Annotated in this window: 16 protein-coding genes; 12 read left to right on the forward strand and 4 right to left on the reverse strand. The window is 60.0% G+C overall.

The features are described 5' to 3' along the window. Positions 1-41: 41 nt before the first annotated feature. The 3 genes from rutC to rutA are packed head-to-tail and all read right to left on the reverse strand — an operon-like array spanning position 42 to position 2,259. Complete coding sequence (gene rutC / locus AABC73_RS10735; RefSeq protein WP_341523543.1) at positions 42-425, reverse strand: pyrimidine utilization protein C; 384 nt, start codon at positions 423-425, stop codon at positions 42-44. 11 nt (positions 426-436) lie between these two features. Further along, positions 437-1,177: a pyrimidine utilization protein B gene (rutB, locus tag AABC73_RS10740; RefSeq protein WP_341523544.1), complete on the reverse strand. Its 741-nt coding sequence runs from the start codon at positions 1,175-1,177 to the stop codon at positions 437-439. Further along, positions 1,177-2,259, reverse strand: a complete 1,083-nt coding sequence (gene rutA, locus AABC73_RS10745; RefSeq protein WP_341523545.1) for a pyrimidine utilization protein A — start codon at positions 2,257-2,259, stop codon at positions 1,177-1,179. The genes rutB and rutA overlap by 1 nt, the downstream gene beginning before the upstream one ends. A 391-nt stretch (positions 2,260-2,650) precedes the next feature. On the opposite strand from rutA, the gene rutR reads away from it, so the two are divergent. The 12 genes from rutR to AABC73_RS10805 all read left to right on the forward strand — a co-directional run bounded on the left by rutR (position 2,651) and on the right by AABC73_RS10805 (position 16,735). Next, a complete protein-coding gene (rutR, locus tag AABC73_RS10750) occupies positions 2,651-3,403 on the forward strand; it encodes an HTH-type transcriptional regulator RutR (RefSeq protein ID WP_341523547.1) in 753 nt (250 codons plus the stop codon). A 632-nt stretch (positions 3,404-4,035) separates the two neighbouring features. Beyond that, positions 4,036-5,049 (forward strand): 2-oxoglutarate and iron-dependent oxygenase domain-containing protein, encoded by a 1,014-nt coding sequence (locus AABC73_RS10755; protein ID WP_341523548.1) that lies wholly within the window; start codon positions 4,036-4,038, stop codon positions 5,047-5,049. Then, a complete protein-coding gene (locus AABC73_RS10760; RefSeq protein ID WP_341523549.1) occupies positions 5,049-5,435 on the forward strand; it encodes a glyoxalase in 387 nt (128 codons plus the stop codon). The genes AABC73_RS10755 and AABC73_RS10760 overlap by 1 nt, the downstream gene beginning before the upstream one ends. A gap of 110 nt (positions 5,436-5,545) precedes the next feature. Further along, positions 5,546-6,571, forward strand: coding sequence for a BMP family ABC transporter substrate-binding protein (locus AABC73_RS10765; RefSeq protein WP_341524214.1), 1,026 nt, complete (start codon positions 5,546-5,548; stop codon positions 6,569-6,571). Continuing rightward, a complete protein-coding gene (locus AABC73_RS10770) occupies positions 6,568-8,082 on the forward strand; it encodes an ABC transporter ATP-binding protein (protein ID WP_341523550.1) in 1,515 nt (504 codons plus the stop codon). Before AABC73_RS10765 ends, AABC73_RS10770 begins: the two co-directional genes overlap by 4 nt. After that, positions 8,075-9,217, forward strand: coding sequence for an ABC transporter permease (locus AABC73_RS10775; protein ID WP_341523551.1), 1,143 nt, complete (start codon positions 8,075-8,077; stop codon positions 9,215-9,217). The genes AABC73_RS10770 and AABC73_RS10775 overlap by 8 nt, the downstream gene beginning before the upstream one ends. Further along, on the forward strand, positions 9,217-10,155 hold the full coding sequence (locus AABC73_RS10780) for an ABC transporter permease (protein WP_341523552.1): 939 nt from the start codon (positions 9,217-9,219) through the stop codon (positions 10,153-10,155). Before AABC73_RS10775 ends, AABC73_RS10780 begins: the two co-directional genes overlap by 1 nt. Positions 10,156-10,386: 231 nt before the next feature. Then, positions 10,387-11,520 carry a C45 family peptidase gene (locus tag AABC73_RS10785; protein ID WP_341523553.1) on the forward strand — a complete coding sequence of 378 codons (1,134 nt, stop codon included), beginning with the start codon at positions 10,387-10,389 and terminating at the stop codon, positions 11,518-11,520. Between the two features lie 128 nt (positions 11,521-11,648). Further along, on the forward strand, positions 11,649-12,590 hold the full coding sequence (locus AABC73_RS10790) for an ABC transporter permease (protein WP_341523554.1): 942 nt from the start codon (positions 11,649-11,651) through the stop codon (positions 12,588-12,590). After that, complete coding sequence (locus AABC73_RS10795; RefSeq protein ID WP_341523555.1) at positions 12,587-13,459, forward strand: ABC transporter permease; 873 nt, start codon at positions 12,587-12,589, stop codon at positions 13,457-13,459. Before AABC73_RS10790 ends, AABC73_RS10795 begins: the two co-directional genes overlap by 4 nt. Then, positions 13,459-15,090, forward strand: a complete 1,632-nt coding sequence (locus AABC73_RS10800) for an ABC transporter ATP-binding protein (RefSeq protein WP_341523556.1) — start codon at positions 13,459-13,461, stop codon at positions 15,088-15,090. The genes AABC73_RS10795 and AABC73_RS10800 overlap by 1 nt, the downstream gene beginning before the upstream one ends. Positions 15,091-15,181: 91 nt before the next feature. Next, a complete protein-coding gene (locus AABC73_RS10805) occupies positions 15,182-16,735 on the forward strand; it encodes an ABC transporter substrate-binding protein (protein ID WP_341523557.1) in 1,554 nt (517 codons plus the stop codon). Between the two features lie 3 nt (positions 16,736-16,738). On the opposite strand, the gene AABC73_RS10810 is transcribed toward AABC73_RS10805, so the two are convergent. Further along, complete coding sequence (locus AABC73_RS10810) at positions 16,739-17,404, reverse strand: GntR family transcriptional regulator (protein ID WP_341523558.1); 666 nt, start codon at positions 17,402-17,404, stop codon at positions 16,739-16,741. Between the last annotated feature and the right edge of the window lie 76 nt (positions 17,405-17,480).

The following is a 17,480-nucleotide window of genomic DNA, read 5'->3' on the forward strand; positions in this document are numbered from 1 at the left end:
GACTCCAGCGCGGACGCTCGTGCGTCCGCTTCGTTATGGGTTCAGCCGATGTGCGCGATGCTGGCGATTTCGATCAAGGCTTCCGGTTTCACCAAGCCGCACTGGATGCAATAACGCGCCGGTTTTTCCCCGGCGAAGTACTCGGCATACACCTTGTTGACCTTGGCGTAATCCGCCCAGTCGCGAATCATGATCATGTTGAAGGTCACGTCATCCATGGTGCCGCCAGCGGTTTCGATCACGCCTTTTATGGTCTCCAGAACGTGGCGGGTCTGCGCCGTTGCATCGCCGACATGCACCACATTGTTGTCCTTGTCGAAGGGCAGGGTGCCGGAAACGTACAGCACACCATCCGCCATGGAACCGGGCACGAAGGGCGCGATGGGTTTGCTTGTGCCGGGGGGGATGATTGATTTCTTGGGCATGATGAAGCTCCTCAGATCGCAGCGGTTTGGGTGCTGAAGGTGGTGCAGAAGTCTTCGACGCTGGATACCCAGCCGAAGAAGGTTTCGATGTTGAACAACGCAGCCTGCTGTGCAAAGTCGGGACCGGCCTGATGGGTCGCGTCCGCCAGCACAACGCCGAAGTATTCGAGGAAAAAGCCATCACGCAGGGTTGATTCGACGCAGACGTTGGTGGCAATGCCGGTGAACACCAGATTGCGGATGCCGCGACTGCGCAACAGGCTGTCGAAGTTGGTATTGAAGAAACCGCTGTAGCGGGTTTTCGGCACCACGATGTCGCCGGGCTGCGGCTGTAATTCATCCACCAGTTGATAATCCCAGCCACCTTTGGCGAGCAACTTGCCTTGCAGCTCAGGATGCTTGCGCATGGTTTTCAGCGCGTTGGATTTATGCCAGTTGGGCGACCCCGGCCCTCCGGCTTCGACGTAATCGGGGTCCCAGCCGTTCTGAAAGAAAATCACCGGCATCCCGGCGGCCCGAGCGGCCACCAGGGCTTTCTGGATATTGGCAATGACCGGCCCGGTGCTGCTGACATCGAAACCGGCCAGGTCCAGATAACCGCCCAATGTCGAATAGGCGTTCTGCATGTCGACGACGATTAATGCAGTCTCGCTGGCTTTCATGCTCAGCGCTTCAGGACGTGCGGGCAGTTGCCGGGTTGGCGATGTGGATTTCGGCAGCAGATAACCGGAAGTTTGCGCGGGTGCATTCATCAGGCGGATTCCTGCAGTGGGTTGATGTGTTGGCGGCTGGTCATCAGCGGCTGGATTTCTTGCCCGAAGTCCTCGACGCCCTTTACGAAGTCGTCAAAGGTCAGCATCACGCCCTGGGTGCCAGGCACTGTCGCGACTTCATCGAGCATGCGCGCCACGCTGGCCCATGAGCCGACCAGCGTGCCCATGTTGATATTCACCGCAGAAGTCGGATCGGCCATCTGCCGCATGTTCGAACCGGGGCTCTTGTCCGCAGCGCCTTTTTCGCTGAGCCAGGCAATCGCTTCTTCGTCGGCGCCAGCCTTGATGTGCTCCCAGCGGGCGCGGGCGGCCTCGTCGGTGTCATCGGCGATGATCATGAACAGTGGGCAGGACGTGACATTACGGCCGGTTTTTTCGTTGGCTTCGATCAGTTTTGCCGCCGTCGGCGCATAGGCCATCGGGGTGTTCACGCCCTTGCCGAAGCAGAAGTTGTAGTCGGCATATTGCGAGGAAAATGCCATGCCGGCTTCACTTTGCCCGGCGCAGATGAGCTTCATCTCGGCCTGGGGTCTGGGGCTGACCCGGCAGTCGTTCATGGTGAAATACTTGCCTTTCAGGTCGCAGTGCCCGGTGCTCCATAAATCACGCAGCACCTGGGCGTACTCGGCCAGGTATTCATAGCGGGTCGAGAAGAACTCATCCCCCGGCCACATGCCCATTTGCTCGTACTCCGGCTTCTGCCAGCCGGTCACCAGATTGACGCCGAAGCGGCCGCCGGAAATCGAATCGATGGTCGACGCCATGCGCGCGACGATAGCCGGCGGAATCGTCAGCGTGGCAACCGTTGCGAACAAATGGATGCGATGGGTGACGGCTGCAAGGCCGGCCATCAGGGTGAACGATTCCATGTTGTGTTCCCAGAACTCGGTCTTGCCACCGAAGCCGCGCAGTTTGATCATCGACAGCGCAAATTCGAAGCCGTAATGCTCGGCCTTCTGCACGATTTCCTTGTTCAATTCAAAGGTCGGCATGTACTGCGGCGCATTGCTTGAAATGAGCCAGCCGTTGTTGCCGATGGGGATGAAGATTCCAATATCCATGAGAAGGCCTCTTACATGCGAACGATGATTGCGTTGCCCAAATTGTCGGGAACACGGTACGCCGAAGCTTGTGCATGAAGCAGGCCAGATTTTTTTAATGTATTTAAAACAATGGGTTGGTAAATAATAAGATAAATTTCAGACCAGTTGGTCCAGATTAGAGCACTTGGTTTGTGCATGGCGCACGGCGATGGGGCAGAAACGCCGAATGCGATACGCACGCGGGACTGTGGGACCGGATTTATCCGGGAACGCAATGGGGCAGGCGCAAAAAAGTGTCGGAGCAAGATGCCATTCGCGAATGAATTCGCTCCCACGAAGCCCGCACAAGGCGATTGCCGTCAAAGGTTGGTAAAGTGCCCCTGTACGCACTATCGAATCGGTCGTAAACGTGAATAACGAAACTCCCGCCGCGCCGCCCAAGTCCCTCAAACGCACGCGCGTGGTCAAGCCCAAGGTCGCTGCGACCAAAGCCAAGTCTGTCGCGAAGGACAAAGGCACTCGGGCCGCCAGCGCTTCCACGCTGAACCGTCGCACGCGTCTTGTAGAAGGCAAGCGCACTGCGATTCTCGAAGCGGCGCTGGAGATTTTTTCCCGGTTCGGCCTGCATGGCACCAGTCTGGATCAAGTCGCGAGCATGGCCGACGTGTCCAAGACCAACCTGCTTTATTACTTCAGCAGTAAGGAAGAGCTGTACACCAGCGTGCTGCGCCAGCTTCTAGATGTGTGGCTCAAACCGTTGCGCGGGTTCAGTGCCGAGCAGGACCCGATTCAGGCGATCAGCGACTACATTCGGGTCAAGCTGGAATTGTCCCGTGATCACCCGGCCGAATCCCGCTTGTTCTGCCTGGAAATCATTCAGGGCGCACCGCTGATGTTGGCCGAGCTCGAGCAGCCGTTGCGCGATATCGTCGAAGCCAAGGTGGCGGTGATTCAGGGCTGGATCGATGCCGGCAAGCTGGCGCCTATCGAGCCGCACCATCTGATTTTTTCCCTGTGGGCGACCACCCAGCACTACGCAGATTTTGCCCGGCAGATCAGTGCAGTGACCGGCAACTCCCTGCAAGACCCGGCGTTCTTCGCCCAGACCCTGGAGAATCTGCAAGGGTTGATCCTTAACGGGATCAAACCTCGTAAAGGCTGATCCTCGCGCCGAGCAGGATCGCGCCGGTTTCGAAATCGTAGGAGCGAATTCATTCGCGAGGGGGCCGGGACAGGCGCCGAATGTCTCGCTGACGGCACCGACGCCCTCCCGGATAAATCCGGTCCTACACAGACTGTGTGAAAACGTCACGAGCGAAGACAAGACAAGGCAAAAACAGGCGAAAAAGCGGAGTCTAGGTGTTCTAAATGAGCATTTTTCGCCTGTTTTTAACGCAGTATTGTCGAGCGCAGTAGTTTTCACACAGTCTGTACAGATCGCGCCGGTTTCGAAAGCGTAGGAGCGAATTCATTCGCGAAGGCGTCAGTCCAGTCGATACCTCCGGCGGCCGAATTGAGGCAGGGTCCGTTGAGCGAGGCTTGCCCGCGAAGGCGTCAGTTCAGCCGACGCGATCAATGACCCAAATCAACCCCTATGCCCGCTTTTCGTGCCACCACGCACAAACCAAGTGCTCTGCTTTGGACCATTTGATCTGAAATGTTCGCTATAAATCACTAACCAATTGAAAAACCAAGCTATTTTAAGACTGGCACAGTTACTGCTTTTCTCCCTCGCACATTCAGGCCGGGCAACCGGTGCATCTTCAATGTTGTGTCGCGAGAGGCGTTAGTCGCATGACCTTGCAATCCGTCCCCATTATCGATCTTGCACCGTATTTTTCCGGCAGCGCTGAAGGCAAGGCTGCCGTCGCCAGGGCCGTCAATCAGGCCTGTCGGGACATCGGTTTCCTGGTGATCACTCATCACCAGATACCCGCCGAATTGGTGCAACGCGTATCCGCGCTGACTCGCCAATTCTTCGATTTACCCCTGGCCGAGAAGCGCAAGGTGGATCGGCCCAGCCCGGAGATGGTGCGCGGTTACAGCGCAGTGGCTGAGGAAAGCCTGTCTTATTCGCTGGAAGAAAGTGCGCCGGGAGATTTGAAGGAGTCGTTCTCCATCGGTCCCAGCGACGTGCCGGACGAGGACTACTATCACAACGCAGTGGCCGGCTCGCATTTCGCGCCCAATGTCTGGCCGCCGGAAAACCTGCTGCCGGGTTTTCAGGATGCCTATCGCGAATACTTTGCCGCCATGAGCGGGCTGGCGTGCTCGATGATGCGCTTGTTCGCGTTGGCGCTGGAGCTGGACGAGCACTTCTTCGACGACCGCATCGACCGCCATATCAGTATGTTCCGCACCCTGAGCTACCCGGATATAAAAGCCGAAGTTGAAGCCGGGCAGATGCGTGCCAGCGCGCACACCGATTACGGCAGCATGACCATCGTGCGTCCGGACAGCGCGCTGGGCGGATTGCAGGTGCGCAATCAGCTGGGTGAGTGGGTCGACGTGCCGTATGTCGAGGATGGCTTCGTGGTCAATATCGGCGACTTGATGATGCTCTGGACCAACGACCGCTGGATCTCCACCTTGCACCGCGTGGTCAATCCGCCCGCTGACAGCGAATCCGACAACCGCCGCCAGTCCCTCGTGTTTTTCCATCAGCCCAACTACGACGCCTTGATCGAATGCTTGCCGGGCTGCCTCGCCGAAGGTCAGCAAGCTCGCCATGCGCCGGTTACTTCCGGCGACCATCTGCTGTCGAAATTCGTCAAGCAGACCACCTTTGGCGGCAGCAAGGTGGCCTGATGAATAACCTTTCCTACGTCAATGTATTTGCCCGGGACATTGTGACCCTGAGCGGATTCTATTCCGCGCTGTTCGGCTTCAGCGAAATCGAAGCCATTCGCTCGCCGATTTTTCGTGGCCTGGACACCGGAAAATCCTGCATCGGTTTCAACGCCCCAGAAGCATACGAGCTGCTCGGTCTCGGCGAGTACGCCGGGAGCAGCGGCGTGAAGTTTCTGCTCAATATCGACGTGTCCGAACAAGCCGAAGTCGACCGGCTGGTGCCGCTGGCGCTGGCCAGCGGTGCGACGCTGATCAAGGCGCCGTACCTGACTTACTACAACTGGTATCAGGCCGTGCTGCTCGACCCCGAACAGAACGTGTTTCGCATCAATTTCATGCTGTGAAGTCGCTTACTGCCTTTCGCTTGCCCATCATCAGGAAGATCAAAATGCTCAACAGATTTCTCAAGCACACCTTGGGTGCGGCGGTACTGCTCGGCTTGGCGAATGGCGCCATGGCGGACGGCCTGACCCTGGAAAAACCGGCGAAAATCGCCATGGTGTATATCAGCCCGCGCAATGACGGCGGCTGGACGCAGGCGTTCGATGAGTCGCGGGTCAAGCTGGAGAAAGAGCTGGGCACCAAAATCCAGTACGTCGAAAGCGTTCCGGAAAACGCCGCAGCGATCACCCCGGTGGTGGACCGCCTGATTTCCCGGGGTGCCAACGTGATCATCGGCACCGCGTTCGGCTATTCCGACACCTTCCTGGAACTGGCGAAGAAATACCCGAAAGTCGCCTTCCTCAACGGCTCCGGCACCACCAATGCGCCGAACCTGGAATCGTTCTACGGTCGCACCTACGAAAGCCAATACCTGTGCGGCATGGCCGCTGGCGCTGCCTCGAAAACCGGCAAGCTCGGTTTCGTCGCCGCCAACCCCTTTGGTCAGGTGAACTGGACCGTCAATGCGTTTGAGTTGGGCGCGCAACAGATCAATCCCAATGCCACGGTCAACGTGATCTATACTGGCGCCTGGAACGATCCGGTCAAGGAACGCGCCGCCGCCATGGCGCTGATCGATAACGGCGCCGACGTCATCGGCCAGCACGTCGACAGCCCGACGCCGCAGATTGTCGCCCAGGAACGCGGCGTACTCGGTACCGGCCACCATCGCGACTTGAGCGAATTCGCACCTAAAGCCACGGTGTGTTCCTCGGCCTGGGTCTGGGATCGTTTCCTGGCGCCTGAGCTGAAAAAAGTCATGGCCGGCAATTGGGTGCCCAATCCCAATGGCGCGCTGTTGTCCATGGAACAAGGCGGCACGGACATTACGCTCACTGCGGGCGAGCACATCTCGGCAGAGAACAAGAAGAAAATCGAGCTGGCCCGGGAAGCCTTGATGAACGGCGAGAAAATTATCTACAGCGGCCCGATGAACGACCGCGACGGCAAGGAACGTATTGCTGCCGGCACCGCCATGTCCGATGCCGATCTGTGGAAAATGGACTGGTTTGTCAAAGGTGTGGCTTCTCAGCGATGAGCCAGGCGAGCGCGATCCAACTCACCGGTATCAGCAAGACCTTTGATGGCTTCAAGGCCCTCAGCGAGGCGCACTTCACCGCCAGATGGGGCGAAGTGCATGCGCTGCTGGGGGAAAACGGTGCTGGCAAATCGTCGCTGATGAATATCGCTGCGGGTTTGTACGCGCCCGAGAGTGGATCGCTGTTCATCGATGACAACCCGGTGCGGCTCAATGGTCCCAAGGATGCCAGCCGGCATCGGATTGGCATGGTGCATCAACATTTCAAGCTGGTGCGGCCGTTCACGGTTGCCCAGAACATTTTGCTCGGCCTGCCGCCTGAACCGGGGCAGGGCAGCTACACCAAGCGTCTGCACACCCTTGAACAGCACATCAGCGCCAAGGCTCAGGAACTGGGTTTTGCCATTGATCCACGGCAGACCATCGAGACCTTGTCGATTGCCGAGCAGCAGCGAGTGGAAATCCTCAAAGTGCTGCTGGCCGGGGCGCGCATTCTGATTCTCGATGAGCCGACAGCGGTGCTCACGGATAAGGAAGCCGAAGGGCTGTTGAGCACGGTGCAGTCGTTTGCCCGACAAGGCGCGGCGGTGATTCTGGTCACGCACAAGATGTCCGACGTCAAACGCTACGCCGACCGGGTCACGGTGATGCGCGGCGGACGTACCGTGCAAACCCTTGATCCGCACAGCGTCACGGTCGAGCAGTTGGTACGCCTGACGGTAGGTGAATCCGCGCCGACCCTGGAATACCCGATGGCGGCTGCGGGGGAAGCGCGGCTGATTGTGAGCAATCTCAGGTCGGTGACCGGGCAAGGCCCGTTGGCCGGGGTCAACATGACCCTGCATGCCGGGCAGATTTATGGCATCGCCGGTGTCGGCGGTAACGGACAAAGCGAACTGGCTAACGCCTTGATGGGGTTGCCGCAGCCGACCCAGGGCGAAATGCTCCTGCATGGTTTTGGTGACTTGCGCCAGGCCTCGCCCGAGCGCCGTCGCGACTTGCGCATCGCGTCGATTCCCGCCGACCGCTACGGCGCGGCGTTGGCCGGTTCGCTGTCGGTGGCGGAAAACTTCGGCATCGGCCAGATTCACAGCGGCCGCTACGGGTCATTCCTGCGCCTGCGCGGTGAGCAACTGGAGCAGGACGCCGCTGAGGCGATCAGCGCCTTCGATGTACAAGGCGTGCGTTCGCTGCAACAGAAAGCCGCATTACTCTCCGGCGGCAACGCGCAAAAACTGGTGATCGCCAGGGAATTCAGCCGCGATCCGCAATTGGTGTTGGTGCATAGCCCGAGTCGCGGTCTGGATGCGCGGGCCACGGCGGCGGTACACGGGCGACTGCGCGCGGCTCGCGACGCTGGCGCAGCGGTGTTGGTGATCAGCGAAGACCTTGATGAAGTGTTGGCGCTGGCCGACCGCATCGGGGTCATGAACAGCGGCCGTATTGTCGCGGAATTCGAGCGTCCTGCGGATCGTCAGGCGATTGGCAAGGCGATGGTGAGTCATGACTGACGTCATTCCTGAATCTTTTTTGCATGTCACGCCGTCCCCAAAGCCACGCCATCAGCCGTTATTGGCGCGGCGTTACGCCCTGGAAATTCGCCAGCAACTGGCCTGGTATTGGCAGGCGCTGATCATCGCGCTGGCGCTGGTGGTTGGCCTGGGGATTTCGGCGGCGATTCTGGTCGGTGCCGGGGTGCCAGCCGAAGAACTGCTCAACGAGTTCGTGGTGCTGACGGTGCTCGATCCGCAGAACTTCAAGTCCGTGCTGTTTCAGGCCGCGCCGATGATTCTGGTGGGGTTGGCGGGCTGCATGGCGTTTCGCGCGCGGTTCTGGAACCTCGGGCTCGAAGGCCAGATGATCTGGGGCGGCATCGGTGCCACCGCCATTTCATTGTTCGAAGTGGGTCCGCCGGCCATTCGTTTGCCGCTGATGCTGGCTGCCGCGATGATCTGCGGCGTGCTCTGGACGCTGGCGCCGGTGCTGCTCAAGCTGCGCCTCAAGGTCAACGAGATCATCTCGACGCTGATGCTCAATTACATTGCCGCCAATTTTCTCCTGCATCTGCTGTATGGCAGCTGGAAAGATCCCCGGGACAATTTTCCATATTCCCCGGCGTTTCGCAGCTTCGAGCGTTTGCCGGATCTGTTCGACGGCTACAACGCCGCGATCCTGCTCGCCGGGTTGGTCACCTTGTTTGCCTTGTGGTTCATCGGCATTTCCCGCGCCGGCCTGTACCTGCGCTTCGTCGATGCCAACCCGCGCGTGGCCAGCGCGGTCGGCGTGCCGGTGCGCAAGATGATCATCGGCACGGTGCTGTTGTCCGGCGCGTTGGCAGGCATCGCCGGTTTTATCGTCACGGCGGGGCAGGAAGGGCGTCTGACTCAGGCGTTCTATCAAGGTTACGGTTTTTCCGGAATTCTCATCGCGTTCCTGGCACGTAACAATCCGCTGGCGGCGACTATTGTGGCCCTGCTTGTGGCAATGCTGTTTGTGGCCGGGCGCAGCTTGCAGGTGTTCTACCAGATCCCGTTTTCCATGGTGCAGCTGATCCAGGCGATCCTGGTGATCTGCGTGGCTTCGTCGGATTTTTTCATTCGCCATCGCATGCGGCGCATCCAGGTTGTTCAAGGCGGAGAATCCTGATGGACATGATCGCCAACTGGTTGGGCAACTCGCCCGACTTCGCCGTACCTTTCGCCCTCGCAGCCTTGGGTCTGATTCTTACCGAACGGGCAGGGGTGCTGGCGCTGGGTGCCGAGGGCCTGATGCTGGTGGGCGCGCTGGCGGCCATCGGTGCGCAACTGAGCTTCAGTACGCCACTGATTTCGTTACTCGCGGCAATGCTTGCGGGCAGCGTGGTGTCGTTGCTGTTCGCGCTGATGGTGCTGGTGATGCGGATCAACCAGGTCATCGCCGGTCTCGCTCTGGTGTTCTTCTGCCAGGGCTTGACCGGGTTGCTCGGCACCTTGCTGGAGTGGACCAACCACCCGGTCACCGGGTTGTCGGCCATAGCACTTTGGCCGTTCTCCGAGCTGCCTCTGATCGGCAAGGTGTTCGTGCAAAATCCGCTGGTCTATCTCACGCCGATCATCTTCATCGCCGCGGTCTGGTTCCTCAATCGCAGCAACCACGGCCTGCGCTTGCGTGCCGTGGGCGAGAATCCCCAGGCTGCGGACGCCGCCGGTATTTCGGTGCTGGGTTATCGGTTGGCGGCGATCATGGCCGGTGCGGCGTTGATCGGTCTGGCGGGCGGTTACATCTCTGTGCTCAGCACCAAGATGTGGATTGCCGACATGACCGGCGGGCGCGGCTGGATTGCCGTTTCCCTGGTGATCTTCGCGCGCTGGTCGCCATGGCGGGCGCTTGCCGGAGCCGTGTTGTTCGGCTGCATCGAAGCGTTGATTCCGCAACTGGCGACCACGGGCGTACGCCTGCCGCAATACTTCGTGCTGATGACGCCCTACGCAGTCACGCTGCTGGTGATGATCTGGGTCGCCATGGGCCAGCGCGACTCGGCGGCCAGGTCGGGCAGCCAACCGGGCGCCTTGGGTGAGCCATTCATTCGAGAAGAACGGCGCTGATGGATAGCGGCCGATCAGGTGCTACTGCCTGATTGGCCGGCAATTGGATTTGTCACTTATCTGCACGTTTGTGGAACATCTACCCAGTCAGCACTCGTATTTGCGCACCAAAATTAGGCGAAACAGGGTTATGTTTTTTTAAAGACCTAAATTGGCGCCAATATTGTCTGGGTTTTTTGGTTTTTGGCTCGGGTCTTGCTCAGGTAACCGCCAAACAACTGAGGTGGTGACATGAGTCGTCTGTTCCCTTGCATCGAAATCAGCGGCACGCCATTTGAACGCGGCGTGCAATACGGCAAAGCCTGTCCGCTGATCATTGCCCGCAGCATCGAAGTCTACAGTCAGCAATTGTTGGACATGGGTTACGACTGGGCGGGCATTCGGCGCTTGGTCAATCAGTTCGTGCCCAACATAGAAGCCTTTGAGCCGCAGTACCTGGAAGAAATGCGCGGCATTGCCCTGGGTTGCGGTCGGGATTTCGAGGCTATCGTCCTGATCAACGCACGGACCGAGATTATCCATCTGGGCCGGCGCAACATGCTGGACAGGCCTGAGCTGGATGGCTGTACCGGGGCGATCATCCTGCCCGGCGCCACCTTGCACAACGAGTTGCTGCACGGGCAGAACTGGGACTGGCGCGCCGAGTGCGCTGAAACCGGCGTGGTCCTGCATATCCGCCGTGAAGACGGTCCGGATGTGCTGACCTTTACTGAAGCCGGTGGCCTGGGCCGGGCGGGACTCAACTCCATCGGCACCGCAATCACCGGCAATAACCTCGAATCCGACCGCGACTACCAGACCCTGGGCGTGCCCTTGCCGTTGATTCGGCGCAAGGCGCTGGAAGCCAATCATTTCGCCTTGGCGATGAAGGTCGTGGCGGTGACGCCCAAGTCCGGCTCCAACAACATGATGCTCAGCCATGCCGGTGGTTTCGGCATCAACTACGAGTGTGCGCCCGACGAAGTTTTCCCGTTGTTTGAAGACAACGGTTTGCTGGTGCATGCCAACCATTGGCGCAGCCCGGTGGCACAGGTCAAGTTGAATAATACCGGCATCGGTGGCGCCCCGGAGAGTTTCTACCGCGACATCCGGGTCGAGAAAATCCTTCGCCAGCGCCAGGGCGACCTGACCCTGGAACACATGAAAACCGCTTTCTTCGATGACTTCGGCACGCCGTTCGCCGTGTGCCGTCCGCCGCGGCCAAGTTCCAGCGGTGAAGACAATCTGTCGGCAACTGTGGCGATGATTGTCATGCGCCCGGCCAGCGGCTACATGGAAATCGCACCGCTGCCAGCGATTAGTAGTCTTTTCGGCAAGTACCAGCTGGAGATGGAGTCCGATTACGCACGGTACGCAGTATGGTAGGCGTTTTCATTTTTCTGTTTGAGCGAGCGGGCGCCTCGGTTAGCCAGATCCAACGCGTTACCGTTCTTCGCGAGCAAGCTCGCTCCTACTGAAATGCATTTCGGCCAGTACAGTACCGAGGTAGATAAATGTTCCGTTTGATCCTTGCGCGTCTGGCCATGGCGGTTCCGACGCTGCTGCTGATTTCCATCGCGGTGTTCGCGATGATTCGCCTGATTCCCGGCGATCCGGCATTGCTGATGCTCGGCGATATGGCCGACCCGGCCAACTTGAGCGCGCTGCGTCAGTCCCTGGGGCTGGATCAGCCGATGTGGATTCAGTACCTGATCTGGATCAAAGCGGTGCTGAGCGGTGATCTGGGTCATTCCATCACCAGTCAGCAAGCGGTATTGCCGTTGGTACTGGACCGCTTCAGCGTCAGCCTGACCATCGTGCTGGGCGCGGTGTTTCTCGCCGCGCTGATTGCCGTGCCTCTGGGCATGCTTGCCGCCTGGAAGCAGAACAGCCTGGTGGATCTCGGGCTGGTGACAGCGGCGACCTTGCTGTTGTCGATCCCCGGTTTCTGGATGGGTCTGCTGTTGCTGTATGCGTTTGGCCTGGCGCTAGGCTGGTTGCCGGTGGTGGGCTATGTGCCGTTTGGCGAAGATTTCGGCAAGGCGCTGACTTACGTGATTCTGCCGATTGCCACGCTGGTCCTGCATGAGAGCGGGGTGATCATTCGCATGGCCAGGGCCAGCACCATCGAAGTGCTGCGCCTGGATTACATCGCCCATGCCAGAGCGAAAGGCTTGTCGGAACGCGCGGTGCTCTGGCGCCACACGCTGCGCAATGCCTTCGCGCCCACCTGGACGCTGATCGGCCTGATCCTCGGTAACTTGCTCGGCGGTATCGCGGTGATCGAAACCGTGTTCACCATTCCGGGCATCGGCCGGCTGATGGTCGACTCCATCTATGCCCGGGACTATCCGGTGCTGCAGGGCAGCCTGCTGTTGATCACCTTTGTTTATGTGCTGGTCAATCTGGTCGTCGACCTGATGTATCCGCTGTTCGATCCTCGGGTGAAAGTATGAAGACGCTGAATGAGTCACTGCCGATAGCTGTGCCCGCTGCGGCACCCGCCCGCAGGATGCGCATGCCGTCCTTCAACGCCCTGATCGGCGGCCTGCTGGTGGCAGTGCTGCTGGCGATGGCCCTGATCGGCGTGTTCTGGACCCCTTACGACCCCTTGAAGCTGGACCTGCTGCATCGCTTTCAGCCGCCGTCATGGACGCATGTGCTGGGTACTGACGAATTCGGCCGTGACGTGCTCAGCCGAATCATCATCGGTGCCCGCACCAGTCTGTGGATCAGCCTGTTGACGGTTTCCCTGGCGATCACCATCGGCACGCTGTTCGGCCTGTTGGCCGGTTACCTGCGCGGCTGGACTGACCGCTTGCTGATGATGGTCAACGACGCGCTGCTGGCGTTTCCCGGCATGTTGCTGGCGCTGGGCTTGCTGGCGATTGTCGGCGCCAGCCAGTACGGCATCGTCCTGGCGTTGGGCATCGCTTACATCCCGACGGTGGTGCGCGTGGTGCGCAGCACGGTGCTGTCATTGCGCGAGCGGGAGTTCATCGAGGCGTCGCGGGTCATCGGCAATTCCGAGCTGTACACCATGTGGAAGCACATCGCGCCCAATTGCGTGGCGCCGCTGATTGTCCTGGCCACCAGCATGTTCGGCTGGGCGATTCTCTCGGAAAGCGCCCTGAGTTTTCTCGGTCTCGGCGTGCCGCCGCCGGCGGCGACCTGGGGCAACATGCTCGCCGCCAGCCGTCCGCATCTGGCCACTGCGCCATGGCTGGGCTTCTTCCCGGGCTTGATGATCGCCATCGCCTTGATCGGCATTAACCTCTTCGGCGATGCATTGCGTGATCGCCTCGACCCAAGGATGAACCGCTAATGAACAGCGTGAAGCCATTGCTGCGCGTCAGCAATCTGAGCATCCAGGTCGGCGTCGATGGCGCGCTTGCCGTCGATCGCTTGAGTTTTGATATGGCGCCGGGTGAGATTGTCGCCCTGGTGGGCGAATCCGGCAGCGGCAAGACCATGGCGGCCCGCGCAGTCATCGGTCTGCTGCCGCCACCCATGCGGGTTTCGTCCGGGCAGTTGCTGCTCGATGACGTTGACCTGTGCACGCTCGATCACGAGCAACTGCGCCAGGTGCGCGGCGCGCGGATCGGCATGGTCTTCCAGGAACCCATGGTTTCGCTGAATCCGACCCTGACTATCGGCCAGCAAATGGCTGAAGGGTTGCGCCTGCACACCGATCAGGACGAGAAAACCATTCGCGCCCGGTCGCTGGAAATGCTCCGCCGCATTGGCATCGACGACCCGGAACGCTGCCTGAGCGCGTTCCCCCATGAATTTTCCGGCGGCATGCGCCAGCGCATCATGCTTGCCTCGGTGATGCTGTTGCGTCCGGCCTTGCTGATCGCCGACGAACCCACCACGGCGCTGGACACGCTGGCTCAGGCCGACGTCATCGAATTGATGCTGGAACTGACTCGGGAATACGGCACCGCTGTGCTGTTTATCAGCCACGATTTGTCGCTGGTGGTGCGCCATGCCCACAAGGTCGTCGTGATGCGTCACGGCAAGGCCGTGGAGACCGGGCCGACCCGGGAAATCCTGCTCGGCCCCAAGGCCGACTACACGCGGCAGTTGCTGGAGGCGTTGCCGACCCGAGGCGAACTGGCGCCGCCTTCGACGTCTTCGCCGCTGGTGGACATTCGCAACGTGACCATCGATCACCCTGGCCGCAAGCGTTTCATGCGCCGTACCGAAGCCAGGCGCGCGGTGGATGGCGTCAACCTGACGATTGCTGCGGGGGAAACCGTGGCGCTGGTGGGCGCCAGCGGTTCGGGCAAGACCACCTTGGGCCGCTCGGTGGTCGGCCTGATCACGCCAAGCGCCGGGGAAATATTTTTTGACGGTGTGGACATTCTCAAGCGTGGCAATCGCGAGCACCGCCTGCAATGCCAGATGATTTTTCAGGACCCTGTGTCCTCGCTGGACCCACGCGCCAGGATCGCTGACATCCTCGCCGAACCCTTGCGTCACGTGCCCGGCCTGACCCGCGCGCAGTGCGCCGAGCGGGTGCGCGTCATCCTCAAGGACGTTGGCCTGGACGAGCAATTTGCCACGCGCTTTCCCCATCAGCTGTCCGGTGGGCAACGCCAGCGGGTGGCGATTGGTCGGGCGCTGGTTCGGCATCCGAAACTGGTCGTCGCCGATGAGCCGATTTCGGCGCTGGACATGACCATCCAGAAACAGATTCTCGAATTGTTCGAGCGCTTGCAGGCGCAGTACGGCTTTGCCTGTCTGTTCATTTCCCATGACCTGGCGGCCGTGGAGCGCATCGCGCATCGGGTTGCGGTCATGCAGCACGGTTGTCTGGTGGAAGTGGGCAGCATCGCGCAGGTTTTCGATCACCCGCAGCACCCGTTTACTAGACGCTTGCTGGCGGCCGCCAATCCGCTGCTGCGCTTGCCCGACGGCAGCTATCAGCTGCGCAGCAGTGCCGGGCCCTGAAGCCTGTTTTTTGCGCAGCAACCTGTGATTTATCTGAATGCCGTGGCTTGAGCGACGGCGCGAATGTGTTGGTTTTTCCAAGGAATCGCTGATGAAAAGCTCTGTGAAGAAGGCTCTGGCCTGTGGTCTGGTTGCCATGCTCGGCGCCGGTGTCGTGCAAGCCCAGCCGTTACGTCTGGCGCTGAACTCGGATGTTCGCGGGCTGGATCCCGGCGTCAACCGCGATGACCGCACCGATCAGGTCGTGCTGCATATGGTCGAGGGGCTGGTGGCCTACGGTGAGAAAGGCGAAGTCAAACCCTTGCTCGCCGAGAAAGTCGACGTTTCTGCCGATGGTCTGAGCTACACCTTCACGCTGCGCAAAGGCGTGATCTTTCACAACGGCGACACGCTGACCTCCGCCGACGTGCTCTGGAGCTGGAAACGCGACATGGAGCCCAAGACGCAATGGCGTTGTCTGTCAGAGTTCGATGGCAGTGGCTTGACCAAGGTGATCGACATCCAGGCGCCTGACGAGCACACCGTCGTGATGCGTCTGGAAAAGCCCAGCGGCATGTTCCTCGCAACCCTGGCGCGCACCGACTGCGGCGGCACCGGCGTCTTGAACAAGGCATCGCTCAATGCCCAGGGCGAGTTTGTCAAACCGGTGGGCACCGGCCCGTATCAGTTGGGCGAGTGGAAGCGCGGGCAATACGTCAGCCTGACCCGATTCGGCAAATATCAGTCGTTGCGCGGCCCGCGTGATGGTTACACCGGCGGCAAGCAGGCGCTGGCTGATGAGGTGCGTTTCGTCATCATCCCCGATCAGGCAACCGTCAAGGCCGCGCTGTTTTCCGGCGACCTGGACATGGCCGAAGTCACCGAGACCGATCTGCCGGAAATCAAGAGCCACGCCAGTCTGAAAGTCTCGACATCGCCCAGCGCCACCATGAACGTGCTGATGTTCCAGACCCGCGATCCACTGCTCAAGGACAAGCGCATTCGTCAGGCGATTGCGGCGGCCATCGACGTCAATCAACTGGTGGCGACCACCAGTAATGGCTTTGGTGTTGCCAACAATTCCATCGTCAGCGTGGCGTCCAACTATTACGGTGCCGCCGAAAAAGCCGGTTTCAGCTACGACCCGCAAAAGGCCGCTGCGCTGTTGCAACAGGCCGGCTACCACGGTCAGCCGCTGACCATCGTCGCCAACCGTCGCTCGATGGTGCCCAGTTATGACCTGGCGATCATTACCCAGGCCATGCTGCAAGCCGTTGGCATGAATGTTCAGGTTGAAGTGCTGGAGTGGGGCACGCAACTGGAGCGTTACCAGACCGGTCGCTACCAGGCTATGTCGTTCACCTATTCGGCGCGTTTCGATCCTGCACTGAGCTTTGAACAGGTCACCGGCAACAAGGACAAGGAACCGCGTAAAGGCTGGGAAGACCCGGTTGCCATCGACCTGCTGGCGCAATCGCTGAAGGAAGGCGACGTCAGCAAGCGCCAGGTGCTGTTCGACCAATTGCATGAGCGCTTCATCGACCAGGTGCCGATGATCGTCATGTACAACGGGCTGGACATCATGGCGCTGAACCAGAAAGTCGAGGGTTACAACTCGTGGATCGGCCAGAAGCCGCGCCTCTGGGGCGTCAGCGTCAAGCCTTGAGGATCATTGCTCCAGCGGGATCTGGCGGATATGCGCGGCAATCAGTTGTTTGAGCCGTTCACGGTCGTCGTTGCGCAGGGCATCGACCATCTGGAAATGTTCCCGGCTCGATTGCTCGGCCCGCACATGGGTACGCCAGGTTCCGCCGGGAGATGACGGTGGTCGACTGCGCATGTCTTCAATGAATTCGATCAGCTGCCGGTTGCTGCACAGCTCATAGAGGGTGCGATGGAAATCCAGGTTTGCGTTGTAGCGTTCCAGCAGCGTGCCTTCCTGCACCAGCGTATTGAAACGTTGGGCGAGGGCGTCGAGCTGCTCCAGGTCGGCGTCGCTGACGATCATCTGGTTGACCGCCGCGCACTCCAGCGCAACACGAATCTCCCGGGCATCGGAGACCTGCGCGAGGTCCGGCGTATGCACGTAGTAACCCCGATTGGGGAGATGTTCGACCATGCGCTTGACCACCAGTTGGTCCAGCGCCCGGCGCACGTCGAGGCGGGAGCTGCCGTAGCGCTCCTCCAGATCGATCTGTTTGAGCCAGCTGCCCGCCGGGAGGATGCCCGCGTTGATGTCTTTGGAGATCAGCACCACCAGTTGGCTGCGATCAGTAACGGTTTTCTTCAATGGAAACGTCCACACATAGCTTGATACCGGGCGAAAAAATTTCATGCAGCGGGGGCCAGGACTCAGTCGCCGACCCTTCGCCAATAATGGCTGCCAATAATGGCATAAAACGCCGAGGTTT

Source organism: Pseudomonas sp. G.S.17, from assembly GCF_038096165.1.
GTDB lineage: Bacteria > Pseudomonadota > Gammaproteobacteria > Pseudomonadales > Pseudomonadaceae > Aquipseudomonas.